Source organism: Klebsiella sp. Q11, assembly GCF_964241505.1.
Classification (GTDB): domain Bacteria; phylum Pseudomonadota; class Gammaproteobacteria; order Enterobacterales; family Enterobacteriaceae; genus Klebsiella; species Klebsiella michiganensis.
Window position 1 is genome coordinate 217,965 of the sequence record NZ_CAXSXW010000008.1, and the last position, 23,551, is coordinate 241,515.

Annotated in this window: 20 protein-coding genes and 1 pseudogene; 16 read left to right on the forward strand and 5 right to left on the reverse strand. The window is 59.3% G+C overall.

The window, feature by feature from the left end; genetic code table 11:
- Positions 1 to 4 precede the first annotated feature (4 nt).
- From gtdA to ACESQ2_RS15425, 8 genes and pseudogenes are all read left to right on the forward strand, one after another.
- The gene (gtdA, locus tag ACESQ2_RS15390; protein WP_046877140.1) at positions 5 to 1,042 is read left to right on the forward strand and encodes a gentisate 1,2-dioxygenase; all 1,038 of its coding nucleotides are present in this window, start codon (positions 5 to 7) and stop codon (positions 1,040 to 1,042) included.
- Positions 1,043 to 1,065: 23 nt separating this feature from the next.
- Complete coding sequence (locus ACESQ2_RS15395) at positions 1,066 to 1,764, forward strand: fumarylacetoacetate hydrolase family protein (RefSeq protein ID WP_014230148.1); 699 nt, start codon at positions 1,066 to 1,068, stop codon at positions 1,762 to 1,764.
- Between the two features lie 8 nt (positions 1,765 to 1,772).
- Positions 1,773 to 2,417 carry a maleylacetoacetate isomerase gene (gene maiA / locus ACESQ2_RS15400; RefSeq protein WP_046877139.1) on the forward strand — a complete coding sequence of 215 codons (645 nt, stop codon included), beginning with the start codon at positions 1,773 to 1,775 and terminating at the stop codon, positions 2,415 to 2,417.
- An 8-nt stretch (positions 2,418 to 2,425) separates the two neighbouring features.
- Entirely contained in the window at positions 2,426 to 3,619 is a 1,194-nt protein-coding gene (locus tag ACESQ2_RS15405; protein ID WP_046877138.1) for a 3-hydroxybenzoate 6-monooxygenase, read from the forward strand.
- A gap of 173 nt (positions 3,620 to 3,792) precedes the next feature.
- Positions 3,793 to 4,731 (forward strand): tRNA dihydrouridine(16) synthase DusC, encoded by a 939-nt coding sequence (gene dusC / locus ACESQ2_RS15410; protein ID WP_014230145.1) that lies wholly within the window; start codon positions 3,793 to 3,795, stop codon positions 4,729 to 4,731.
- A 152-nt stretch (positions 4,732 to 4,883) separates the two neighbouring features.
- A complete protein-coding gene (gene bglG / locus ACESQ2_RS15415) occupies positions 4,884 to 5,717 on the forward strand; it encodes a transcriptional antiterminator BglG (RefSeq protein ID WP_014230144.1) in 834 nt (277 codons plus the stop codon).
- Positions 5,718 to 5,770: 53 nt separating this feature from the next.
- Positions 5,771 to 7,743: pseudogene (bglF, locus tag ACESQ2_RS15420) on the forward strand (PTS beta-glucoside transporter subunit IIABC).
- Positions 7,744 to 7,760: 17 nt separating this feature from the next.
- Complete coding sequence (locus ACESQ2_RS15425) at positions 7,761 to 9,155, forward strand: glycoside hydrolase family 1 protein (protein WP_004852640.1); 1,395 nt, start codon at positions 7,761 to 7,763, stop codon at positions 9,153 to 9,155.
- Positions 9,156 to 9,218: 63 nt separating this feature from the next.
- Here the strand turns inward: ACESQ2_RS15425 and ACESQ2_RS15430 are convergent, their stop codons facing one another.
- The gene (locus ACESQ2_RS15430; protein ID WP_224384608.1) at positions 9,219 to 9,953 is read right to left on the reverse strand and encodes a bifunctional 2-polyprenyl-6-hydroxyphenol methylase/3-demethylubiquinol 3-O-methyltransferase UbiG; all 735 of its coding nucleotides are present in this window, start codon (positions 9,951 to 9,953) and stop codon (positions 9,219 to 9,221) included.
- Positions 9,954 to 10,072: 119 nt separating this feature from the next.
- Here ACESQ2_RS15430 and mdtQ point away from each other — a divergent pair, with 119 nt between their 5' ends.
- On the forward strand, positions 10,073 to 11,512 hold the full coding sequence (gene mdtQ / locus ACESQ2_RS15435) for a multidrug resistance outer membrane protein MdtQ (RefSeq protein ID WP_224384606.1): 1,440 nt from the start codon (positions 10,073 to 10,075) through the stop codon (positions 11,510 to 11,512).
- Between the two features lie 105 nt (positions 11,513 to 11,617).
- Here mdtQ and ACESQ2_RS15440 read toward each other — a convergent pair whose 3' ends face one another.
- Complete coding sequence (locus ACESQ2_RS15440) at positions 11,618 to 12,187, reverse strand: DedA family protein (RefSeq protein WP_014230139.1); 570 nt, start codon at positions 12,185 to 12,187, stop codon at positions 11,618 to 11,620.
- Positions 12,188 to 12,342: 155 nt separating this feature from the next.
- On the opposite strand from ACESQ2_RS15440, the gene ACESQ2_RS15445 reads away from it, so the two are divergent.
- Together ACESQ2_RS15445 and pbpG are read left to right on the forward strand one after the other, a co-directional pair.
- Positions 12,343 to 12,930: a Yip1 family protein gene (locus tag ACESQ2_RS15445; protein ID WP_004122818.1), complete on the forward strand. Its 588-nt coding sequence runs from the start codon at positions 12,343 to 12,345 to the stop codon at positions 12,928 to 12,930.
- Positions 12,931 to 13,106: 176 nt separating this feature from the next.
- Positions 13,107 to 14,054, forward strand: a complete 948-nt coding sequence (gene pbpG / locus ACESQ2_RS15450) for a D-alanyl-D-alanine endopeptidase (protein ID WP_014230138.1) — start codon at positions 13,107 to 13,109, stop codon at positions 14,052 to 14,054.
- 94 nt (positions 14,055 to 14,148) lie between these two features.
- Here pbpG and ACESQ2_RS15455 read toward each other — a convergent pair whose 3' ends face one another.
- Together ACESQ2_RS15455 and dld are read right to left on the reverse strand one after the other, a co-directional pair.
- Entirely contained in the window at positions 14,149 to 14,703 is a 555-nt protein-coding gene (locus ACESQ2_RS15455; RefSeq protein WP_004138576.1) for a GNAT family N-acetyltransferase, read from the reverse strand.
- A gap of 97 nt (positions 14,704 to 14,800) precedes the next feature.
- Entirely contained in the window at positions 14,801 to 16,543 is a 1,743-nt protein-coding gene (dld, locus tag ACESQ2_RS15460; protein WP_373170822.1) for a D-lactate dehydrogenase, read from the reverse strand.
- Between the two features lie 194 nt (positions 16,544 to 16,737).
- On the opposite strand from dld, the gene bglX reads away from it, so the two are divergent.
- The 5 genes from bglX to ACESQ2_RS15485 all read left to right on the forward strand — a co-directional run bounded on the left by bglX (position 16,738) and on the right by ACESQ2_RS15485 (position 22,945).
- Entirely contained in the window at positions 16,738 to 19,035 is a 2,298-nt protein-coding gene (bglX, locus tag ACESQ2_RS15465; RefSeq protein WP_143439918.1) for a beta-glucosidase BglX, read from the forward strand.
- 166 nt (positions 19,036 to 19,201) lie between these two features.
- Positions 19,202 to 20,119, forward strand: a complete 918-nt coding sequence (locus ACESQ2_RS15470; protein ID WP_049102896.1) for an ABC transporter substrate-binding protein — start codon at positions 19,202 to 19,204, stop codon at positions 20,117 to 20,119.
- Between the two features lie 7 nt (positions 20,120 to 20,126).
- On the forward strand, positions 20,127 to 21,284 hold the full coding sequence (locus ACESQ2_RS15475; protein ID WP_025106765.1) for an ABC transporter permease: 1,158 nt from the start codon (positions 20,127 to 20,129) through the stop codon (positions 21,282 to 21,284).
- Positions 21,277 to 22,224, forward strand: a complete 948-nt coding sequence (locus ACESQ2_RS15480) for an ABC transporter ATP-binding protein (RefSeq protein WP_025106766.1) — start codon at positions 21,277 to 21,279, stop codon at positions 22,222 to 22,224. The genes ACESQ2_RS15475 and ACESQ2_RS15480 overlap by 8 nt, the downstream gene beginning before the upstream one ends.
- The gene (locus tag ACESQ2_RS15485; protein WP_014230132.1) at positions 22,208 to 22,945 is read left to right on the forward strand and encodes an ABC transporter permease; all 738 of its coding nucleotides are present in this window, start codon (positions 22,208 to 22,210) and stop codon (positions 22,943 to 22,945) included. Before ACESQ2_RS15480 ends, ACESQ2_RS15485 begins: the two co-directional genes overlap by 17 nt.
- Here ACESQ2_RS15485 and ACESQ2_RS15490 read toward each other — a convergent pair.
- The gene (locus ACESQ2_RS15490) at positions 22,920 to 23,033 is read right to left on the reverse strand and encodes a protein YohO (protein WP_004103838.1); all 114 of its coding nucleotides are present in this window, start codon (positions 23,031 to 23,033) and stop codon (positions 22,920 to 22,922) included. The genes ACESQ2_RS15485 and ACESQ2_RS15490 overlap by 26 nt on opposite strands.
- Between the last annotated feature and the right edge of the window lie 518 nt (positions 23,034 to 23,551).

The following is a 23,551-nucleotide window of genomic DNA, read 5'->3' on the forward strand; positions in this document are numbered from 1 at the left end:
GCTCATGACTCAATCTTCAATGGAAATCAATAAAGACCGTCAGCAGTACTATCAGCATATTTCCGGACAAAACCTGACGCCGCTTTGGGAATCCCTGCACCACCTGGTGCCGAAAACGCCGAACGCCACCTGCGCCCCGGCCTACTGGAATTATCAGGAGATTCGTCCGCTGCTGATGAAAAGCGGCGAGCTGATTGGCGCGAAAGAGGCGATACGCCGCGTGCTGGTGCTGGAGAACCCGGCGCTGCGCGGACAGTCATCGATTACCTCCTCGCTGTATGCCGGTTTACAGCTGATTATGCCCGGCGAAGTGGCGCCAAGCCATCGTCATAACCAGTCTGCTCTGCGCTTTGTCGTGGAAGGTGAGGGGGCGTTTACCGCCGTCGACGGCGAACGCACCGCCATGCGCGCCGGCGACTTTATTCTGACGCCGCAGTGGCGCTGGCACGATCACGGCAATCCCGGCAATGAGCCGGTGGTCTGGCTCGACGGCCTCGACCTGCCGCTGGTGAACTATCTGGGCTGCGGCTTCGCTGAGGATTACCCGGAAGATCAGCAGCCGGTGACCCGCAAAGAGGGAGACTACCTGCCGCGCTACGCCGCCAATATGCTGCCGCTGCGCCATCAGGTCGGTAACTCTTCGCCCATCTTTAACTATCGCTACGACCGCAGCCGCGAAGCGCTGCACGACCTGACGCGTATGGGCGATGCCGACGAGTGGGATGGCTATAAAATGCGCTACGTTAACCCGGTTACCGGCGGCTATCCGATGCCGTCGATGGGCGCCTTCCTGCAGCTGTTACCGAAAGGGTTTACCTCACGCGCGGCGAAAACCACCGACAGCACCATCTATCACGTGGTGGAAGGCAGCGGCCAGGTCACCATTGGCGAACAGACCTTCGCCTTCCAGGCAAAAGATATCTTCGTGGTGCCGACCTGGCACACCGTCTCTTTTAACTCTGCCGAAGATACCGTGTTATTCAGCTTTTCGGACCGTCCCGTGCAGGAAGCGCTCGGCCTGTTCCGCGAAGCGCGTTATTAAAAATGAAGAATAAGGAATCCATCATGACTCAATACGTTTTTGCACCCCAGGCCCCGATTAGCGTTCCGGTTGTCGGTAGCGATGAGCAGTTCCCGGTACGCCGCGTTTACTGCGTGGGCCGCAACTACGCCGCTCACGCGCGTGAAATGGGCTTTGACCCGGATCGCGAACCGCCGTTTTTCTTCTGTAAGCCAGCCGATGCGGTGGTGCCCGTCGCTGCGGGAGAGACGCTGGAGTTACCGTATCCGACGCAAACCGACAACTATCACTACGAAATTGAACTGGTGGTGGCGATTGGCAAGCGGGGAAGCGATATCCCGCTGGAGCAGGCCCATGAGTATATCTGGGGCTATGCCACGGGGCTGGATATGACCCGCCGCGATCGCCAGATGGAGATGCGCCAGATGGGCCGTCCGTGGGAGATTGGCAAAGCTTTTGACCTTTCCGCGCCGATTGCGCCGCTGCATAAAGCGGATACGGCGGACGTGAACCAGGCCGGAATTTGGCTGCAGGTAAACGGGGAAGATCATCAGCGCAGCGATATTCGCCACCTGATCTGGTCGGTCAATGAAACTATCAGCTATCTTTCCGGCTTCTTTGAGCTGCAGCCCGGCGATCTGATTTTCACCGGCACGCCGGAAGGCGTCGGCGCGGTGGTGAAAGGCGATGTCATCACCGGCAACGTAGATGGACTGACGCCAATCGCCGTGCGCGTGGTGTGAGGTGAATGATGAAGCTGTACAGTTTTTTCAATAGCTCAGCCTCCTACCGCGTGCGCATCGCGCTGGCGCTGAAAGGCATCGACTATCAGAGCGTGGGCGTCAATATCCGCATCGGTCAGCAGAACGCGCTGGAGTACCGGCGGCTGAATCCGGTCGGGCTGGTGCCAACGTTGATTACTGATGATGGTGAATCTCTCGGCCAGTCGCTGGCGATTGCCGACTGGCTGGATCGGCACTATCCGCAGCCGCTGCTGCTGCCCCAGGAGGACAGCGCGCGGATGCGGGTGCTGGAGATTGTTTACGCCATCGCCTGCGATATTCATCCAATAAACAACATGCGCGTTTTACGCTACCTCAGCGACGAACTGAAGGTAAGCGAAGAGGAGAAAAAGCGCTGGTATGCGCACTGGATCCAGCAGGGATTCAGCGCCGTCGAGCAGCTATTGCGCCACGCGAAATCCGGCGTTTTTTGCGTGGGCGATGCGCCCACCCTGGCAGACTGCTGTCTGGTACCGCAGTGGGCCAACGCGCTGAGAATGGGCTGCGATCTCAGCCACTATCCGCGCTGCCAGGCGGTCTATGACGCCTGCACCCGGCTACCGGCGTTTATCGCCGCCGCGCCGGAAAACCAACAAGATAAGATCCCGGCTTAGGAGGCAACATGGCAAAAGTGATGCGAGCAATTATTGTCGGCGGTGGTATTGGCGGAGCGGCCACGGCGCTCTCTCTGGCGCGCCAGGGCATCAAAGTGATGCTGCTGGAAAAGGCGCATGAAATCGGCGAAATCGGCGCGGGGATCCAGCTTGGCCCAAATGCGTTCTCGGCGCTGGACAGCCTCGGCGTCGGCGAAGTCGCCCGCCAGCGGGCGGTATTTACCGACCATATCACCATGATGGATGCGGTAAACGGCGAAGAGGTGGTGCATATTGAAACCGGACAGGCGTTCCGCGACCATTTTGGCGGGCCGTATGCGGTGATCCACCGGGTAGACATCCACGCCACCGTCTGGGAAGCGGCGCTGACCCATCCGGCCGTGGAGTATCGCACCTCGACCCAGGTGGTGGATATCCGCCAGACCACCGATGACGTGACGGTTTTCGATGACAAAGGCAACAGCTGGACGGCGGATATTCTGATCGGCTGCGACGGCGGTAAGTCGGTGGTACGCCAGAGCCTGCTGGGGGATTCGCCGCGGGTGACCGGCCATGTAGTCTATCGCGCGGTGGTCGACGCCGCCGATATGCCGGAAGATTTGCGCATTAACGCGCCGGTGCTGTGGGCGGGTCCGCACTGCCACCTGGTGCATTATCCGCTGCGCGGCGGCAAGCAGTACAATCTGGTGGTTACCTTCCACAGCCGGGAGAAAGAAGAGTGGGGCGTGCGCGACGGCAGTAAAGAAGAGGTGCTCTCCTACTTTAAAGGCATTCACCCGCGTCCCCGGCAGATGCTGGATAAGCCGACCTCCTGGCGGCGCTGGTCCACCGCCGACCGCGAGCCGGTAGAGAAATGGGGCAACGACCGCATCACGCTGGTTGGCGATGCCGCTCACCCGGTGGCGCAGTATATGGCCCAGGGGGCCTGTATGGCGCTGGAAGACGCGGTGACGCTGGGTAAAGCCCTGGCGCAGTGCGACGGCGACGCCGCCCGCGCTTTTGCGCTGTATGAGTCGGTACGTATTCCGCGTACCGCGCGGATCGTCTGGTCGACGCGTGAAATGGGGCGGGTCTATCACGCCGCCGGCGTTGAGCGCCAGGTACGCAACCTGCTGTGGAAAGGCAAGACCCAGAGCGAGTTTTATCGCGGCATCGAGTGGCTGTACGGCTGGAAAGAGGATAACTGCCTGGAACCACGTTAAGCGGTTGTGCATTTCCCGGGGCGCAGACAGAGGTGACCTTGTAGCCCGGCTAAGCGCAGCGCAAGCCGGGAAGCAGCAGCGCCGCCGCCGGGAAAACCGATCCTGGCCCCTTTCAACCCGCATCCAGAGGCGCTAACATAGCGCCTCTTTTTTCCGGGCAATGAAAAAACAATATGCGTGTATTACTGGCGCCGATGGAAGGCGTGCTCGATTCGCTGGTGCGCGAGCTGCTGACCGAAGTAAATGATTACGATCTCTGCATCACCGAATTCTTGCGCGTGGTGGATCAGCTCCTGCCGGTAAAATCGTTCTACAGACTGTGTCCGGAACTGCATAACAACAGCCTGACGCCGTCCGGCACCCGCGTGCGCGTACAGCTGCTCGGGCAGTATCCGCAGTGGCTGGCGGAAAACGCCGCTCGCGCGGTCGAACTCGGTTCCTGGGGCGTTGACCTTAACTGCGGCTGCCCGTCAAAACTGGTGAACGGCAGCGGCGGCGGGGCGACGCTGCTCAAAGATCCCGAGCTTATCTATCGCGGCGCCAAAGCGATGCGCGAGGCGGTTCCCGGCCATCTGCCGGTCACGGTAAAAGTTCGGCTTGGCTGGGACAGCGGCGAGCGGCGGTTTGAAATTGCCGATGCGGTCCAGCAGGCGGGCGCCAGCGAGCTGGTGGTTCACGGCCGCACCAAAGAGGATGGCTATAAAGCGGAGCGCATTGACTGGCAGGCTATCGGCGAAATCCGTCAGCGCCTGACTATCCCGGTGGTGGCCAACGGTGAAATCTGGGACTGGCAAAGCGCCCAGGATTGCCTGGCCGCGACCGGCTGCGATGCGGTGATGATTGGCCGCGGCGCGCTGAACGTTCCAAACCTGAGCCGGGTGATAAAATATAACGAACCGCGTATGCCCTGGCCGCAGGTGGTCGAACTGCTGCAAAAATACACCCGTCTGGAAAAGCAGGGCGACACCGGCCTTTATCACGTCGCGCGGATAAAACAGTGGCTGAGCTATTTGCGTAAAGAGTATCTGGAAGCGGCTGACCTGTTCAGCGCGGTACGCACCCTACAGGATTCAACCAGCATAGCGCGCACGATTAACGACTGGCGTAGCTAAACTATCTGACCGGCATCACATTTTTTAGCTTGTCCCATTGAGATTACCCGGCGGACAGTGAAATACTCACTACCGATTGTTACTGCTCCGGCAGGCAAAACCTGATTTCCTGGCATCCGTCGGGGTCAGGTTTTTTTGTTTTTGGGGTTCATATGCAAATCGCCAAAGTACTTAATAATAATGTAGTGGTGGTTGTTGATGAGCAGCAGCGCGAACAGGTGGTCATGGGCCGAGGACTTGCCTTTCAGAAACGCGTTGGTGACTCTCTTGATGAAAGTAAAATTGAAAAGGTCTTCGCGCTGCAGAGCGATGAACTGGTTGGCCGTTTAGGTGAATTACTCAGTCAGATACCATTAGAAGTGATGACGACCTGCGATCGGATCATCGATCTGGCGCGCGGTCGTCTCGGTAAGTTACAGGATAGTTTGTACATTACCCTGACCGACCACTGCCACTTTGCGATTGAGCGGCAGAAGAAGGGCATCGCCATTCGTAATGTGCTGCTGTGGGAAATAAAGCGGCTGTATCCGAAGGAATTTGAGTTAGGGCAGGAAGCGCGGGCGATTATCGCCAAACGGCTCGGGGTTGAACTGGCCGAAGATGAAGCGGGTTTTATCGCCCTGCATCTGGTCACGGCGCAGCTCAACAGCGAAATGCCGGAAGTGATGCACGTCACCCGGGTCATGCAGGAGATCCTGCAACTGGTGAAGTATCAGCTGACGCTGAACTACGATGAAGAGTCGCTGAGCTACCAGCGCTTTGTCACCCATCTCAAGTTTTTCGCCCAGCGTATGCTGACGCGAACGGTGGTCGAAGATGATGATGTGACGCTGCACAGCGCGGTAAAGGATAACTACCCTAAAGCGTGGAAGTGTGCGGAAACCGTCGCCCGGCACCTGCAAAAGAGCTACCAGCGGCCGCTGACGACGGAAGAAATTATGTTTCTCGCCATTCATATTGAGCGGGTGAGAAAAGAGGGACGCTAAGCGCCGATCGGGCCTGGCGCATAGCTCCCGCGCTACAACTGGATTGTTACTGCATTACGCAGGCAAAACCTGAGCGCAACGCCTACACGGCGTTGTTCTCGGGTTTTTTTTATTTTTAATACTCAGTTAACGATGCCTGCGGGCAGCGGAAGTAAGGAAAAACAGCATGGAATATAAAGCACTCGCGCAGGATATTCTCAGCCGGGTTGGTGGCAAAGAGAATATTGTGAGTCTGGTTCACTGCGCAACGCGGCTGCGTTTTAAGCTCAAAGATAGCAAGAAGGCGGATGCCGAAGGACTGAAGGCGAATCCTGGCGTCATCATGGTGGTGGAAAGCGGCGGCCAGTTTCAGGTGGTCATCGGTAACCACGTGCACGATGTCTGGCTGGCGGTGCGCAGCGAAGCCGGGCTGACGGATGACAGCGAGCCGGTGGCGGTGAAAGGCGAAAAAGTGTCGATTATCGGCCAGCTTATCGACGTGGTTTCCGGTATCTTCACCCCGTTTATCGGCGTCCTGGCGGCCTCGGGGATCCTCAAAGGGCTGCTGGCGCTGGCGGTGGTTTGCGGCTGGTTAACGACGCAGCAGGCAACCTACAAAATCTGGTTTGCCGCCAGCGATGCGCTGTTCTTCTTTTTCCCGCTGTTTCTCGGCTATACCGCCGGTAAGAAATTTGGCGGCAACGCCTTTATTACCATGGTGATCGGCGGCGCGTTAACCCATCCGCTGATGATTCAATCTTTTGAAGCCAGTATGGCGCCTGACGCCGCGGCGGAGTATTTCCTTGGGATTCCGGTGACCTTTATCAATTACAGTTCATCGGTCATCCCGATTATCCTCGCCTCGTGGGTGAGCTGCTGGATTGAGCGGCGCAGCAACGCGATACTGCCCTCGTCGATGAAGAACTTCTTTACCCCGGCGATTTGCCTGGCCGTGGTCGTCCCGCTCACGTTTCTGATTATCGGCCCGGTTGCGACCTGGCTGAGCCAGCAGCTGGCCAACGGCTATCAGCTTATCTATCAGGTCGCGCCCTGGCTTGCCGGCGCGGCGATGGGGGCGCTGTGGCAGGTGTGCGTCATCTTTGGACTGCATTGGGGCCTGATACCGTTAATGATTAACAACCTTGCCGTGCTTGGCCATGATTCAATGATGCCAATGCTGCTGCCGGCGGTGATGGGGCAGGTTGGCGCCGCGCTGGGGATTTTCCTGCGCACCCGCGATGCGCGGCAAAAAGTGCTGGCGGGCTCGGCGGTATCCGCGGGGATCTTCGGCGTGACCGAGCCGGCGATTTATGGGCTGAATCTGCCGCTCCGCCGTCCGTTTATCTTCGGCTGCGTCGCTGGCGCCATCGGCGGCGCGATTGTCGGCTTTAGCGACAGCCACGTCTATTCTTTCGGTTTCGGTAATATTTTCACCCTGGCGCAGATGATCCCGCCGCAGGGCATTGACGCCACGGTGTGGGGCGGCGCGTTGGGGACGGTTGCCGCTTTAATTATCGCCTGCGCGCTCACGTTAGTCGCCGGACTGCCGCGCAGCACCGCTGAACAGGCGGCCGTTGTGGTGGCTCCGGCCTCGGAAAACGACATCCTGGCGCCGATGACCGGCAGCGTACTGGCGCTGGATCAGGTTCCCGATAGCACCTTCGCCAGCGGTTTACTTGGCCAGGGCGTGGCGATTATCCCCTCAGTGGGCAAAGTTATTGCGCCGTTCTCGGGCGAGGTCGCCTCGATTTTTCAGACGAAACATGCCATCGGTCTGCTGAGCGATAGCGGAATCGAGCTGCTCATCCACGTGGGCATCGACACCGTCAAGCTCGATGGCGCACCGTTCACCGCCCACGTTAAAGAGGGCGACAAAATCAAAGCGGGCGATCTGCTGCTGGAGTTTGACCGTCAGGCGATTCTGAACGCCGGTTACGATCTGGCGACGCCCATTATTATCAGCAACAGCGACGATTTTCGTGCTCTCGACATCGTATCCGCCAGCGCGGTGGATGCCGGTCAGCCGCTGTTGTCCGTAAGCCGTTAATCACAGGAGAGAGATGAATGAAGACATTCCCACAGGCGTTTTTATGGGGCGGCGCGACCGCGGCAAACCAGGTTGAAGGCGCTTATCTGGAAGACGGGAAGGGATTAACCACTTCTGACGTCCAGCCGCGCGGCGTATTTGGCGACGTCGTAGAACGCGTGCCTGGCGATAGCGGTATAAAAGATGTTGCTATCGATTTTTACCATCGTTATCCGGAGGATATCAGCCTCTTTGCCGAGATGGGCTTTAACTGCCTGCGCGTATCCATTGCCTGGGCGCGTATTTTCCCTGAGGGCGATGAGGCGCAGCCAAACGAAGCCGGGCTGGCCTTTTACGATAAGCTGTTTGATGAAATGGCGAAGCACAATATTACTCCGCTGGTGACCCTGTCCCACTATGAGATGCCGTGGGCGCTGGTGAAAAACTACGGCGGCTGGGGCAATCGCAAAGTCATTGGCTTCTTCGAACGCTACGCCCGTACGGTGTTTGCGCGCTACCAGGCGAAGGTCAAACTGTGGCTGACCTTTAATGAAATCAATATGTCCCTGCACGCGCCGATGACCGGCGTCGGTCTGCCGGCCGACAGCAGCAAAGCTGAAGTCTACCAGGCCATTCATCATCAGCTGGTGGCGAGCGCGCTGGCGGCTAAGGCCTGCCATGACATCGTGCCTGAGGGCAAAATCGGCAACATGCTGCTCGGCGGCCTGATGTATCCGCTGAGCTGCAAACCGGACGATATTTTTGAAACTCTGCAGCAGAACCGCAGCTGGCAGTTCTTTGGCGATGTCCAGTGCCGCGGCGCTTATCCGGGCTATATGCTGCGCTATTTCCGCGACAACGGCATTAGCCTTGAGATCACCGATGCCGATCGCGAAGCCCTGAAAGAGACCGTCGACTTTATCTCTTTTAGCTACTATATGACCGGCTGCGTGACCGCCGACGAAGAGCTGAACAAAAAATCGCGCGGCAATATTCTCAGCATGGTGCCGAACCCGCACCTGGCAAGCTCGGAGTGGGGCTGGCAGATTGACCCCCTCGGCCTGCGCACGCTGCTGAACGTGCTGTGGGATCGCTATCAGAAGCCGCTGTTTATCGTGGAAAACGGCCTGGGCGCTAAGGATAAGGTGGAAGCCGACGGCAGCATCAACGACGATTACCGGATCAGCTACCTTAACGACCATCTGGTGCAGGCTCGTGAGGCAATAGAGGACGGCGTTGAGCTGATGGGCTACACCAGCTGGGGGCCTATCGACCTGGTGAGCGCGTCGAAGGCGGAGATGTCCAAACGCTATGGCTTTATCTACGTCGATCGCGACGATGAAGGCAACGGCACCCTGGCGCGCAGCCGCAAGAAGAGCTTCTGGTGGTATAAAGAGGTAATCGCCACCAACGGCGGCAGCTTAAAAGAGTAATGCCCTGAGCACGAAGCTAACATCATCCTTATGGCCCGGATAACTTCCGGGCCTTTTTGCGTATTACGCCGGCTTGCGCGCGCGCAGGAGAAAAATCATCGGCCGCTCTTTTTCTTCATCCAGCGCCGGCTGAGCGGCAATCTGCTCCGCCGTCGGTCCCCACTCATCCAGATGCTCGATGATAAAACCGGCGGCGATCAGCTGGTTTATCCAGCTGGACAGCTTACGGTGCTGCTTTTTCACCCCGTCGGCAAACCAGTTGCTGATGCGCTCGCCCTCCTGCTGGTAGTGGCTCACTGGCCAACTTTTCTGCCCGTTCTCATCTTCCTGCCAGCCCTGACGCGGCGGGGCGGTATAGATGGGATGCTCGGCGGAGAACAGCAGCGTACCGCCGGGCGTCAGCGCCCGGTAAACGGTGGCGAACAGCGGCGCCACGTCGGGCAGATAGTGCAGCGCCAGCGAGCTATAGACCAGCTCGCAGCTATCGGCGGGCAGGGTAAGCGTCTGGAGATCTTCGCAGCGATAGCGGATACCTTCGCCCTCCGTCATTTCGCGGGCGCGCTCCAGCATACGGCTGGAGAGATCCAGTCCCTCGACCTGCGCGGCGCCCCGATCGCGGGCCCAGCGGCAAAACCAGCCGTAGCCGCAGCCAAGATCGACGACGCGTAGACCGGATAACGGCGGAAGCATTTGCTGAAGGGTCGGCCACTCGGGCGCGCCTTCCAGCCCTTTGACTGAACGGTCAAGGGTGGCGTATCCGGCAAAAAAAGCGGGATCGTCATAGATGTTCTGACTCATTGTCACTCCATGAGAAGTTTATTTTTAGTCTGCTAATAGTTACGGCACACGCTTTACTAAACGGCTAGGATGCAAGTAGCTTAATATACCCGACCTTATTTAATCATCTGACCGATTTCATGAACCTGACTTTGAGCAAACGCGCGTTGGCTGGCCTGCCACTGGTTATCGCGCTGGCGGGCTGCGCGCCATCGCACGATACTGGCAAGCCGCTCCAGCAGCAAACCCCAGCATCCCACGTCGCAACGGAACTGCCCGCCGCCGTGAAAAACGGCTGGCCGCAGAGCAACTGGTGGCAGGATTACCATGACCCTCAGCTCAATAGCCTGATTCAGCGTGCCTTAGCCAATGCGCCGGACATGCAGATTGCCGAACAGCGCATCAGGCTGGCGGAAGCGCAGGCGCGGATGTCGCAATCCAGCCTGGGACCGAACCTGGATTTTTCCGCCGATATTGAACGGCAGAAAATGTCCTCCGAGGGGCTGATGGGGCCGTTTGCCACCGATACCGACGGCAATACCGGGCCGTGGTACACCAACGGTACCTTCGGACTGACCGCCGGATGGGATCTGGACCTGTGGGGTAAAAACCGCGCGCTGCTTAAAGCGCGCATCGGTGAAGTCAAAGCTAAGGTTGCCGAAGAAGCCCAGACCCGCGAACTGCTGGCCGGCAGCGTCGCCCGCCTTTACTGGCAGTGGCAGACCGAAGCGGCCATTAAAAACGTGCTGACGCAGGTGAAGCGCGAACAGAATAATGTCGTTACCGTGGATACTGCGCTGTATCAACGCGGGATCACCAACTCGGCCGAAGGGGCGGAGAACGATATTAACGTCAGTAAAACCGATCAGCAGCTCGCCGACGTGGCGGGCAATATGAAGGAGATTGAAGCGCGGCTGATGGCGCTGACCAACAGCCAGAGCCAGGCGCTGAATCTTCATCCGGCGGATTTACCCGCCGTCAGCGCGCAAATGCCTAACCAGCTGGGCTATGAGCTGCTGGCGCGACGCCCGGACCTGCAGGTCGCCCACTGGTATATCGAGGCTTCATTAAGCGAAGTTGATGCCGCGAAAGCCGCGTTTTATCCGGATATCAACCTGATGGCCTTCCTGCAGCAGGATGCCCTGCATCTCAGCGATCTGTTCCGCCACTCTGCCCAGCAGATGGGCGTCACCGCCGGGCTGACCCTGCCGATCTTTGATAGCGGCCGCCTGAACGCGAATCTGGATATCGCCAGCGCGCAAAATGCCCTGTCGATAGCGAAGTACAACAAAGCGGTGGTCGATGCGGTTAATCAGGTGGCGAAAACTGCCAGCCAGATGGAAACGCTGATGGCGAAAAATCAGCAGCAGCAGCAGGTTGAAAAAGATGCTCAGCGGATGGTCGCGCTGGCGCAGGCGCGGATGAACGCCGGGATTATTTCCGGCTCGCGCGTCAGCCTGGCGAAGCTGCCGGCGCTGCAGGAGCGCGTCACCGCGCTGCGCCTGCACGGCCAGTGGCTTGATGCCAGCATCCAACTGACCTCCGCGCTGGGCGGCGGGTATCATCAGGCGGCGAAGTAGTTCTGTTTCCCCGGCTCGCGCTGCGCTTAGCCGGGCTACAGGCCCATGCGATCTGTGGGGTTGTCGCCCGGATAAGGCGTTTACGCCGCCATCCGGGAACTCTCGTCACTCTTTCTTCTTTGCCTCGCGGCGCTTTAGCCACCAGTGCGCCGCAACCACCAGCACCACCGCCAGAATCAGCCAGATCCAGTGCTTCAGATGCGCATCCAGATGATGCAGCCACGGGCCAATCGCTTCCCCGCCGAGATAGCCGAGCGTGGTAAAAATTAACGCCCAGATAATCGCGCCGACAATATTCAGCGGCAGAAACACCTTCGGCGGCAGGCGGCTGGCGCCAATCAGCAGCGGGCCGATAACCCGAAAGCCGTACATAAAGCGGGTGCCGATGACAAACAGGTAGGGGCGACGCTGGATCATCCGCTGGGCCTTTTGGATCCGCTTTTTCTGGCGTGCGAATCGCCGCAGAATCCGTCCGCCAAAGCGCCTGCCGAGTAAATAAAGCAGCTGATCGCCAATCATCCCCCCGAGGGCGACCGAGATAACCACCAGCCAGAACTTCAATAATCCCTGATGTGCCGCCACGCCGCCGAGCAGCGTGATGGTTTCGCCTTCCGCCACGCTGCCAATGACCAGCGCCGCGTAGCCGTACTGGGAAATCAGGTTATTGATATCCATATAAAGATTAACTCCATAAAACGTCAGTCCCTTAATCATACACCCTGATGATAAAAATGCGGGGGAAGCGCATTTTTCTCGCTGTACACAAAATAATCTACAAGGTGAATTATACTTGGATCAGTGCTGTACCACGCCGTGACAAGGGGGACGCTATGAACCATGTCTGGGGGCTCTTCTCTCATCCTAATCAAGAGATGAGCGTTATTAAAAGCGAAAACGAAACCGTTTCGCATCACTATACGCACCATGTGCTGGTCATGGCGGCGGTTCCGGTTATCTGCGCCTTTATTGGCACCACGCAGCTGGGCTGGAACTTCGGCGACGGCACGGTGGTAAAACTGTCGCTGATGACCGGGCTGGCCCTGGCGGTGCTGTTTTACGCCGTGATGCTCGCCGGGGTTGCGGTGATGGGGCGGGTTATCTGGTGGATGGCGCGAAGCTATCCGCAGCGGCCTTCCCTTAAGCGCTGTATGGTTTTCGCCGGCTATGTCGCCACGCCGCTTTTCCTCAGCGGGCTCGTGGCGCTCTATCCGCTGGTGTGGCTGTGCGCGCTGGTCGGGACCGTCGCGCTGCTTTACACCGGCTATCTGCTGTATCTCGGTATTCCCACGTTCCTGGGGATTAATAAAGAAGAGGGGTTGAGCTTCGCCAGCTCGACTCTGGCGATAGGGGTGCTGGTGCTGGAAGTGCTGCTGGCGATCACCGTTATTCTCTGGGGATACGGATATCGGCTCTTCTGATTTAACTCATTGCCGGCATAAATAGATTTTTATGTCGGCAATGCAGCATTTGTTCACGATTCTTATTAGCCAGCTCGCGTTCTGACAAGGTATGATGATTTTTGCCAGCGGCGTCATCACCCCAGCGCCGCGGCGTACGTTCATAACGTGCAAAAATACTTTTCAGAATGTTCACGATGACCAAATTTCGAGTTTCTTTGCTCAGCCTGACGTTGCTGCTGGCTGTGCCTTTTGCGCCCCAGGCGTTGGCTAAAACCTCCACGGCGGTGACCGCCTCCCAGCCGGATATCGCTTCCGGCAGTGCGATGATCGTCGACCTTGCCAGCAAAAAAATCATCTATGCCAGCCAGCCGGACCTGGTTCGCCCGATGGCGTCGATCACCAAGGTGATGACCGCGATGGTGGTGCTTGATGCCCATCTGCCCCTTGATGAGATGCTGACCGTTGATATCAGCCAGACGCCTGAAATGAAAGGGATCTATTCACGGGTGCGCCTGAACAGCCAAATCAGCCGCCGCAATATGCTGCTGCTGGCGCTGATGTCGTCGGAAAACCGCGCCGCCGCCAGCCTGGCGCACCATTATCCGGGCGGCTACGACGCCTTTATCCGCGCGATGAACGCCAAGGCGCAGGCGCTGGGGATGACCCGCACCCGCTACGTTGAGCCCACCGGTCTGTCGATTCATAACGTCTCTACCGCCCGCGATCTGACTAAGCTGCTGATCGCCAGCGAGCAGTATCCGCTGATTGGCCAGTTGAGCACCACCAAAGAAGATATGGCGACATTCGCCCATCCGGCGTATACGCTGCCGTTCCGCAATACCAACCATCTGGTCTACCGCGATAACTGGAATATTCAGCTGACCAAAACCGGCTTTACTAACGCGGCGGGCCACTGCCTGATTATGCGTACGGTGATTAATCAGCGCCCGGTGGCGCTGGTGGTGATGGATGCGTTTGGCAAATATACTCACTTCGCCGACGCCAGCCGCCTGAGAACGTGGATTGAAACGGGAAAAGTGATGCCGGTTCCGGCTTCCGCGCTCAGCTATAAAAAGCAGCGTGAAGCGCAGATGGCCGATGCGATGCTGAAAGGCGGCGCGCAGACCGCGCAGAACGATTAACCCCCATTTCCCCGGATTACGGCGTAAACGCCTTATCCGGGCTACCGAACCGCGCTGTACCGTAGCCCGGCTAAGCGCAGCGCGAGCCGGGGGGTTACTCCGGCAGCGTCCAGTCGCCATCGCCGAGCGGGCGCTGCATAATCAAGGTATCCCGCCAGTCGCCCATCTTATAGCCGACGCTGCGCAGCTGACCCGCCACGCTAAAACCGAACTTTTTATGAATCGCAATCGACCCGGCGTTACTGTGGCCGTCGCCGATAATCGCCAGCATTTGTCGCCACGGTCCCTGTTCGCATTTCTCAATTAACCGGGAGAGCAGGGCGCTGCCGATACCGCGTCCCCCCATTCCCGCCTCAACGTAAATCGACTCTTCCAGGGTGTAGCGGTAGGCCGGACGCGGGCGGTAAAAGGTGGCGTAGCAGTAGCCGACGATGGTGCCGCGCCACAGGGCAACCAGCCACGGCAGCCCGCTATCGCGCACGGTTTTGATACGCTTGCGCATCTCATCCACGGTTGGCGGGATCTCTTCAAAAGAGGCGCGTCCATTGAGCACGTGCCAGACGTACAGCGCGGCGATAGCGTGGGCGTCATCGGGCAGTGCTTCGCGGATCTCTAAGTCAGCGTCGTGTAGCTTATCCACTGCGGACATGATGGGTTAATTCCTTAAACGGGTTTGCCGGAGAGGAAATTTCTCCGGCGTGCAGCGTAATACAGAAGCCCCGCGGCTGAACAGTCCCCCGTGCGGATTATTGCGGTTCGGTCGCGCTCGTCGGTTTATCCTGCACTTCGCCCCAGTATTTTTGCTTACTGGTTTTGCCAATCCCCGGGTTCATGCTGTTGGTGGGATCGTTTTCGCGATAGAAGCGTTTTAAGCTTTCCGGCGCTTCATACAGATGGCCGACGTTATGCTCGGCCGGATATTGGGCGCCCCGCTCCTTCAGCAGCGCCAGCATTTTCTCTTTCAGTTCGTGGGCATCGACGCCTTTTTTCACGATGTAATCCTGATGGAAAACGTGGCACATAAAGTGGCCGTAATAGAGCTTATGCACCAGCTGGCTATCGATATCGGCGGGAAGATGCTCAAACCATTCGGTGTCGTTACGGCGCAGGGCGATGTCCAGCGCCAGAATATCTTCCACCTCATCGGCGTGAACCGCCTGGTAGCGGATCGCCGCACCCGCGGCGGCAAAGCGGTGCAGGAAGGCTTTGCTGCCTTCTTCTGCGGTGCAGACGAAGAAATCCCCTTCGGCATTCTGGAAATATTCCCCGAGCCAGGCCTGAGCCTCTTCGATGCCGTCGCCCGCCATTTTCAGCAGCAGATGGTGTTCGTATTTATCGCGCCAGGTTTTCATTCGCTCCGGCAGATGCGACGGGAAGACGTGACCCAGCTTTTGCATAAAGCGGTCGGTGAAGTGCGGCTTAAACAGCGACACTTTCTCCAGCATCGCGTCGGTGCGGCCCTTCATGGTAAAGAAGAACGGCATTTTATCGGTGCCGAGCTTGTCGATCATCAGGAAGGTGTCTTTCCCGTACTGCTCGGCGATGTCGTAAATATCGCGGTGCATATACTCGCCCGCCACCGGCAGATGGTTGAACTCGGCGAGAATATGGCGGCGAATTTCGGTCAGCACGTCCGGGCGGTTGGTGCCGATGTAGAACACCTGCTGGCGTTTTTCCGCCGGGAAGGTATCGAGGCGCACGGCGAACACCGCCAGCTTGCCGGCGCAGCCCGAGGATTCAAACAGGCGGTCCGGGTCGGCGTTGTAGCGCGCCGGGGTATCGGCATTCACGTCGCGCACGCGGGTGACGTAATCATGATCGTGGGCGTGGCGGCCGTCGTAGCGCACATCTTCATCTTTAACCCGTTCGTCGTCGAGGCGGCTGAGGATTTGCTCCGGCGTGGTGCCGAGGTCAATGCCGAGGTGGTTCACCAGCGTCAGCTTGCCGTTTTCATCAATTTGCGCGTACAGCGACATTTCGGTATACGCCGGGCCGCGCTGTACCAGCGAGCCGCCGGAGTTGTTGCAGATCCCGCCGACCACCGATGCCCCGATGCAGGATGAACCAATGACCGAGTGCGGTTCGCGACCCAGCGGCTTCAGCGCTTTTTCCAGCGAATAGAGCGTCGTGCCGGGATAAGCCAGCACCTGCTCGCCTTTATCCAGCAGATGCAGTTTATCCAGGCGCAGGGTGCTGATAATGACGATATCGCGGTCATAATCGTTACCGTTCGGCGTTGAGCCTTCGGTCAGGCCGGTGTTGGCCGCCTGCATCAGAATGATTTTATCGGCGTTGACGCAGGCGTTCAGTACGCGCCACAGCTCCAGCAGGGTACCGGGAAAGACCACCGCCAGCGCGTCGCCCTGGCCGGAGCGAAAGCCTTTACGGTAGCGCTGGGTTTTAGCCGGGTCGGTGAGCAGATGGGACGAGCCGACCAGACGGGCGAGTTCAGCCAGAAAAGCGTTGTTATAGGTTGTTGCAGATGACATGTTCCACTCCTTGTGGTGGTACAAAATTATCAAAAATAAGAATAGCGCTTTGTATGACAATTTGATGCATCAATGTTTCTAAAAATCAGAGAACAACGCGCGCTTTATTCAGGCGTCTCGTTTATGTTTATGGCAGGCTTCGATTTTTGCTATCTTTTCGCCGATCTGGTCGACTGGAACAATGAGGGATAAAAATGAAATGGCTTTGTACTGTAGGCGTCGCTGTGAGCCTGGCGCTGCAACCGGCGCTGGCGGATGAATTGTTCGGCAATCATCCCCTAACGCCGCAGGCGCGGGATGCGTTTGTGACGGAACTGCTGACGAAAATGACGGTGGATGAAAAAATCGGTCAGCTGCGCTTAATTAGCGTCGGCCCGGATAACCCGAAAGAGGCCATCCGCGAGATGATCAAAGAAGGCCAGGTGGGGGCGATTTTTAACACCGTGACCCGCCATGATATCCGCATTATGCAGGATCAGGTGATGGAACTCAGCCGCCTGAAAATCCCGCTCTTTTTCGCCTATGACGTGCTCCACGGCCAGCGTACCGTCTTTCCGATTAGCCTTGGCCTGGCCTCCTCTTTTAACCTCGACGCGGTGAACACCGTCGGGCGGGTGTCGGCTTACGAAGCGGCCGATGATGGCCTGAACATGACCTGGGCGCCGATGGTCGACGTCTCCCGCGACCCGCGCTGGGGCCGCGCTTCGGAAGGGTTCGGGGAAGATACCTACCTGACCACCGAGATGGGCAGGGCGATGGTGGCGTCGATGCAGGGGAAAAGCCCGGCCGATCGCTACTCGGTGATGACCAGCGTCAAGCACTTTGCCGCCTACGGCGCGGTCGAAGGCGGCAAAGAGTACAACACCGTCGATATGAGCCCGCAGCGCCTGTTCAACGATTATATGCCGCCGTATAAAGCGGGGCTGGATGCGGGCAGCGGCGCGGTTATGGTGGCGCTCAACTCGCTCAACGGTACCCCGGCGACCTCCGACGCCTGGCTGCTTAAGGACGTGCTGCGCGACCAGTGGGGCTTTAAAGGCATCACCGTCTCCGACCATGGCGCTATCAAAGAGCTGATCAAACACGGCGTGGCGTCGGACCCGGAAGACGCGGTGCGCGTGGCGCTGAAGTCCGGCATCAATATGAGCATGAGCGACGAGTACTACAGCAAGTATCTGCCGGGACTGGTGAAGTCCGGTAAGGTGACGATGGCGGAGCTGGATGACGCGACCCGCCACGTGCTGAACGTGAAATATGATATGGGCCTGTTTAACGACCCGTATAGCCACCTGGGGCCGAAAGATTCCGATCCGCAGGATACCAACGCCGAAAGCCGCCTGCATCGCAAAGAAGCGCGCGAAGTGGCGCGCGAAAGCCTGGTGCTGCTGAAAAACCGCCTCGATACGCTGCCGTTGAAAAAATCGGGCACTATCGCGGTAATCGGCGCGCTGGCCGACAGCAAGCGCGACATGATGGGCAGCTGGTCGGCGGCGGGCGTGGCCGATCAGTCGGTCACCGTGCTGACCGGTTTGCAGAATGCGCTGGGCGACAAAGGTAAGATTATCTATGCCAAAGGCGCTAACGTCACTGACGATAAAGGCATCGTCGACTTCCTCAATCTGTACGAGAAAGCGGTGCAGGTTGACTCGCGCTCGCCGCAGGAGATGATTGACGAAGCCGTGGCGGCGGCGAAGCAGTCCGACGTGGTGGTTGCCGTGGTGGGCGAGGCGCAGGGCATGGCCCACGAAGCCTCCAGCCGCACCGACATCACCCTGCCGCCGAGCCAGCGCGCTCTGATTAGCGCGCTGAAAGCGACCGGTAAACCGCTGGTGCTGGTGCTAATGAACGGTCGTCCGCTGGCGCTGGTGAAAGAGGATCAGCAGGCTGATGCGATCCTCGAAACCTGGTTTGCCGGTACCGAAGGCGGCAACGCCATTGCCGATGTGCTGTTCGGCGACTACAACCCGTCTGGCAAGCTGCCCATGTCCTTCCCGCGCTCGGTCGGGCAGATCCCGACCTACTACAGCCATCTCAACACCGGTCGCCCGTACAATGCGGATAAGCCAAACAAGTACACCTCGCGCTACTTTGATGAAGCCAACGGCCCGCTCTATCCGTTTGGCTACGGCCTGAGCTACACCACCTTTAGCGTTTCCGACGTGAAAATGTCGGCGCCGACCCTGCAGCGCGACGGCAGCGTGACCGCCAGCGTGCAGGTAACCAATACCGGCAAGCGCGAAGGGGCGACGGTGATTCAGCTTTATCTGCAGGACGTTACCGCCTCCATGAGCCGTCCGGTGAAAATGCTGCGCGGCTTTAAAAAGGTGACCCTCAAGCCGGGCGAGACGCAAACCGTCAGCTTCCCGATTGACGTTGAAGCGCTGAAGTTCTGGAACCAGCAGATGAAGTACGACGCCGAGCCGGGTAAATTCAACGTCTTTATCGGCGTCGACTCCGCCCGCGTGAAGCAGAGCGAGTTTGAACTGCTGTAATGGTGATTTGTCGCCCGGGTGAGGCTGCGGCCGCCATCCGGGAACACGCATTCCTTACCCCAAAGGCCGATTTATCGGCCTTTTCTTTTTCCGCTCCGCCCCAAATGAACTACGCTTTTTGCTTAAGCTCCTGTTAATGGAGCGCAAATTAAAGAGGGACGCGAGGATGATTAAGGCAAGTATGTGGTCCGGCACGCTGGCGCTGGCGGCCCTGATAAGCCTGCCGCTGCAGGCGGCGGAGCCGGTTAAGGTCGGCTCAAAAATTGACACCGAAGGGGCGCTGCTCGGCAATATTATTTTGCAGGTTCTGGAAAACCACGGGGTGAAAACCGTCAATAAAATCCAGCTCGGCACCACCCCGGTGGTGCGCGGGGCGATAACCGCCGGTGAGCTGGACATTTACCCGGAATATACCGGCAACGGCGCGTTCTTCTTCAAAGAGGAGAACGACCCGGCGTGGAAAAACGCGCAGCAGGGATACGAAAAAGTTAAAAAGCTGGATGCGGAAAAGAATAAGCTCGTCTGGCTTACCCCGGCTCCGGCCAACAACACCTGGACTATCGCCGTCCGTCAGGATCTGGCGGAGAAAAACCACCTCGCCTCATTAAGCGACCTTGCCGGCTATCTGAAAAAGGGCGGTGACTTTAAGCTGGCCGCCTCGGCGGAATTTATTGAACGGCCGGACGCGCTGCCGGCGTTTGAAAAAGCCTACGACTTCACACTCAAGCAAAATCAGCTGCTGTCGCTGGCGGGCGGCGATACGGCGGTCACCATCAAAGCGGCGGCGCAGCAAACCTCCGGCGTGAATGCGGCGATGGCCTACGGTACCGATGGCCCGGTCGCCGCGCTGGGTCTGCAAACCCTGAGCGACCCGAAGGGCGTGCAGCCGATTTATGCGCCCACGCCGGTCGTACGTGAAGCGGTGTTAAAAGCGTATCCGCAGATAGCCGACTGGCTACAGCCGGTCTTCGCCAGCCTGGATGAAAAGACGCTGCAAAAGCTGAACGCCAGTATTGCGGTTGAGGGCCTGGATGCGAAGAAAGTCGCCGCCGACTATCTGCAACAGAAAGGGCTGCTGAAGTAGGGCGCGCGTGACCACTCGTTGCTGTAACCGGGTTGCGCTGCTGCTGGCATTCCTCCTGCTGCTGGCGATGGCGCTGCCGTTTATCAACTATGCGCCTAACCGGCTGTTATCCGGCGAGGGGCGCTGGCTATGGCAGGTCTGGCCGTGGCTGGCGGGCGTACAGGGGGCGGCAGGGCTGCTGATAGCGCTGCTGAGCTGGCGTCCCGGGCGTCTCCCGCTGCTGGTTATCTTCCTGCTGGCGGATCTGCTGCTGCCTTTATTGCTGTGGGGAGCCGGCAGTGCGGCGGTACAGCTGGCTCAGAGCGGTTCTCCGCTGGCCCGCACCTCGCCGGGAAGCGGCCTGTGGCTGGCGCTGGCCCTGTGCCTGCTTATCGCCAGCGATGCCGTTCGTCGCCTGACGACCCGAGCCCTGTGGCGCTGGCTGCTGAACGCGCAGGTCTGGCTGCTGCCCGCGCTGCTGCTGGGGCTCGGCGCGCTCGATGGCCTCTCTTTGCTGAAAGAGTATTTCAATCGCCGCGAGGTGTTTGACGATGCGCTGTCCCAGCATGTGACGCTGCTGTTGGGGACCCTGCTGCCGGGGCTGCTGATTGGCTTGCCCGTTGGCGTCTGGCTCTGGCGCTACCCCCGCTGGCAATCGCCGGTTTTTGCCGTTCTCAACGTGATTCAGACCGTTCCCTCCGTCGCGCTTTTTGGCCTGCTTATCGCGCCGCTGGCCGGACTGGCGCGCCAGTTTCCGTCGCTGGCGCAGCTCGGCGTTTCCGGCACCGGCATCACGCCGGCGCTGATTGCGCTGGTGCTGTATGCGCTATTGCCGCTGGTGCGCGGGGTGACGATCGGCCTTCAGCAGGTGCCGCGCGAAGCGCTGGAGAGCGCGACGGCGATGGGGATGAGCGGCGTGCAGCGCTTTCGTCAGGTACAGCTACCGCTGGCGTTGCCGGTGTTGTTGCGCAGCCTGCGGGTGGTCAGCGTACAAACCGTGGGTATGGCGGTGGTGGCGGCCCTGATTGGCGCGGGCGGCTTCGGCGCGCTGGTTTTCCAGGGGCTGCTCAGCAGCGCGCTGGATCTGGTGCTGCTGGGGGTTATCCCGACCATCGCGCTGGCGGTGGTGGTGGATGCGTTATTCGCGCTGTGGGGCGCATTACTGAAAGGAGAGGCCCGTGATTGAGTTCGACGGCGTCAATAAAGCCTTTGCCGGAGAGCCTGCGGTGAAAAACCTCAATCTGCATCTGCGCGAGGGGGCATTTTCGGTGCTGATTGGCACCTCCGGCTCGGGGAAGTCGACCACGCTGAAGATGATTAATCGCCTGGTGGAGCACGACAGCGGGACGATCCGTTTCGCCGGGCAGGATATTCGCCAGCAGCCGGTGCTCGAACTGCGCCGCAGAATGGGCTACGCCATCCAGTCCATCGGCCTGTTCCCCCACTGGACGGTGGCGCAGAACATTGCCACCGTCCCGCAGCTGCAAAAGTGGTCGCGGCAGAAGACCCAGGCGCGGGTCGATGAGCTGATGGCCTTGCTGGGGCTGGAGCCGGGCCTGCGCGAACGCTACCCGCATCAGCTTTCCGGCGGCCAGCAGCAGCGCGTCGGCGTGGCGCGCGCGCTGGCCGCCAACCCGGAAGTGCTGCTGATGGATGAACCCTTCGGCGCGCTCGATCCGGTGACGCGCGAAGCCTTGCAGCAGGAGATGATCCGCATTCATCGCCTGCTGGGACGCACTATTGTGCTGGTGACTCACGATATCGATGAGGCACTGCGGCTGGCGGACCATCTGGTGTTGATGGACGGCGGCGAAGTGGTACAGCAGGGTGAGCCGATGCAGATGCTGCTGGAGCCAAAAAATGCGTTTGTGGAGACGTTCTTTGGCCGTAGCGAACTGGGCGTGCGCCTGCTGTCGCTACGCGGCGTGAGTGATTATCTGCGCCGCGATGAGCGCCTGGCGGGGGACGCGTTGAACGTGACGATGACCCTGCGCGAGGCGCTGTCGCAGTTCGTTGCTCATCGCCGCGAGGTGCTGCCGGTGGTCGATGAGCAGGGAGAGGCCTGCGGGACGCTGCATTTTGCCGACCTGCTGCGCGAGGAGGCCCGGCGTGAAGGTGCTGCGTGATCCGCTGCTGTGGCTCAGCGCCATGTTTATCGCGCTGCTGCTGGCGTTGCCCTACAGCGCGCCGCTGTTCAGCGCGCTGTTTCCCGAACTGCCGCGTCCGGTTTATCAGCAGGAGAGTTTTGTTTCTCTTACCCTGGCGCACTTTTGGCTGGTGGCGCTCTCCAGCCTCGCGGCTACGGTGGTGGGCGTCGTCGCCGGGATTGCGGTCACCCGTCCGGCGGGGCATGAGTTTCGCCCGCTGGTGGAGACGATTGCCGCAATGGGGCAGACGTTTCCGCCGGTCGCGGTGCTGGCGATTGCGGTTCCGGTGATGGGGTTTGGCTGGCAGCCCGCGCTTATTGCGCTGGTGCTGTACGGCATCTTACCGGTTTTGCAGGGCACGCTGGCCGGGATTGGGGCGGTACCGTCCGGTGTGTTAGCTATCGCTCAGGGAATGGGGATGACCGGCTGGCAGAGGCTGATAAAAGTTGAGCTGCCGCTGGCGGCGCCGGTGATGCTGGCCGGAATTCGTACCTCGACCATCGTCAATATCGGTACGGCGACCATTGCTTCAACCGTCGGCGCGAATACGCTCGGCACGCCGATTGTTATCGGCCTCAGCGGATTTAATACCGCTTATGTGATTCAGGGGGCACTGCTGGTGGCGCTGGCGGCGATTATCGTCGACCGGGGGTTTGAACGGCTGAACCGGCGAATCAGCCGACACCACCGCGAACAATAAATGAATAACCGGCCAGCATCACGCCGCCGATGCCGCTGATGGCCATAAATAAGAACAGGGTAATCACCGCAATTTTCGCTGGCTTCATAATAGGCTCCTGATGTTAACGCAGGGATTATACGGTGAAGCGCAGGTGTTAATAAAACATTAATTGCTTTTTAGCTACGACAACCCCCCCGGCTTGCGCTGCGCTTAGCCGGGCTACGGTTCATCACCGTCTGCGGGCCGGTAGCCCGGGTAAGGCGTTTACGCCGCAACCCGGGGAATGTGCCGCGACGTGGCATTGCTGCGGCTTCTACCCGGCTTGCGCTGCGCTTAGCCGGGCTACGGTTCATCACCGTCTACGGGCCGGTAGCCCGGGTAAGGCGTTTACGCCGCAACCCGGGGAATATGCCGTGACGTGGCATTGCTGCTGCTTCTACCCGGCTTGCGCTGCGCTTAGCCGGGCTTCGGTTCATCACCGTCTGCGGGCCCGTAGCCCGGGTAAGGCGTTTACGCCGCAACCCGGGGAATGTGCCGCGATGTGGCATTGCTGCGGTTTCTACCCGGCTTGCGCTGCGCTTAGCCGGGCTACCGGGCCACAGATTGCAGATAACCCGTAGCCCG

Bases quoted from the DNA above. Each gene is read 5' to 3' on its own strand.
- gtdA (WP_046877140.1), top strand. From the start codon at position 5: ATGACTCAATCTTCAATGGAAATCAATAAAGACCGTCAGCAGTACTAT.
- ACESQ2_RS15395 (WP_014230148.1), top strand. From the start codon at position 1,066: ATGACTCAATACGTTTTTGCACCCCAGGCCCCGATTAGCGTTCCGGTT.
- maiA (WP_046877139.1), top strand. From the start codon at position 1,773: ATGAAGCTGTACAGTTTTTTCAATAGCTCAGCCTCCTACCGCGTGCGC.
- ACESQ2_RS15405 (WP_046877138.1), top strand. From the start codon at position 2,426: ATGGCAAAAGTGATGCGAGCAATTATTGTCGGCGGTGGTATTGGCGGA.
- dusC (WP_014230145.1), top strand. From the start codon at position 3,793: ATGCGTGTATTACTGGCGCCGATGGAAGGCGTGCTCGATTCGCTGGTG.
- bglG (WP_014230144.1), top strand. From the start codon at position 4,884: ATGCAAATCGCCAAAGTACTTAATAATAATGTAGTGGTGGTTGTTGAT.
- ACESQ2_RS15425 (WP_004852640.1), top strand. From the start codon at position 7,761: ATGAAGACATTCCCACAGGCGTTTTTATGGGGCGGCGCGACCGCGGCA.
- ACESQ2_RS15430 (WP_224384608.1), bottom strand. From the start codon at position 9,953: ATGAGTCAGAACATCTATGACGATCCCGCTTTTTTTGCCGGATACGCC.
- mdtQ (WP_224384606.1), top strand. From the start codon at position 10,073: ATGAACCTGACTTTGAGCAAACGCGCGTTGGCTGGCCTGCCACTGGTT.
- ACESQ2_RS15440 (WP_014230139.1), bottom strand. From the start codon at position 12,187: ATGGATATCAATAACCTGATTTCCCAGTACGGCTACGCGGCGCTGGTC.
- ACESQ2_RS15445 (WP_004122818.1), top strand. From the start codon at position 12,343: ATGAACCATGTCTGGGGGCTCTTCTCTCATCCTAATCAAGAGATGAGC.
- pbpG (WP_014230138.1), top strand. From the start codon at position 13,107: ATGACCAAATTTCGAGTTTCTTTGCTCAGCCTGACGTTGCTGCTGGCT.
- ACESQ2_RS15455 (WP_004138576.1), bottom strand. From the start codon at position 14,703: ATGTCCGCAGTGGATAAGCTACACGACGCTGACTTAGAGATCCGCGAA.
- dld (WP_373170822.1), bottom strand. From the start codon at position 16,543: ATGTCATCTGCAACAACCTATAACAACGCTTTTCTGGCTGAACTCGCC.
- bglX (WP_143439918.1), top strand. From the start codon at position 16,738: ATGAAATGGCTTTGTACTGTAGGCGTCGCTGTGAGCCTGGCGCTGCAA.
- ACESQ2_RS15470 (WP_049102896.1), top strand. From the start codon at position 19,202: ATGATTAAGGCAAGTATGTGGTCCGGCACGCTGGCGCTGGCGGCCCTG.
- ACESQ2_RS15490 (WP_004103838.1), bottom strand. From the start codon at position 23,033: ATGAAGCCAGCGAAAATTGCGGTGATTACCCTGTTCTTATTTATGGCC.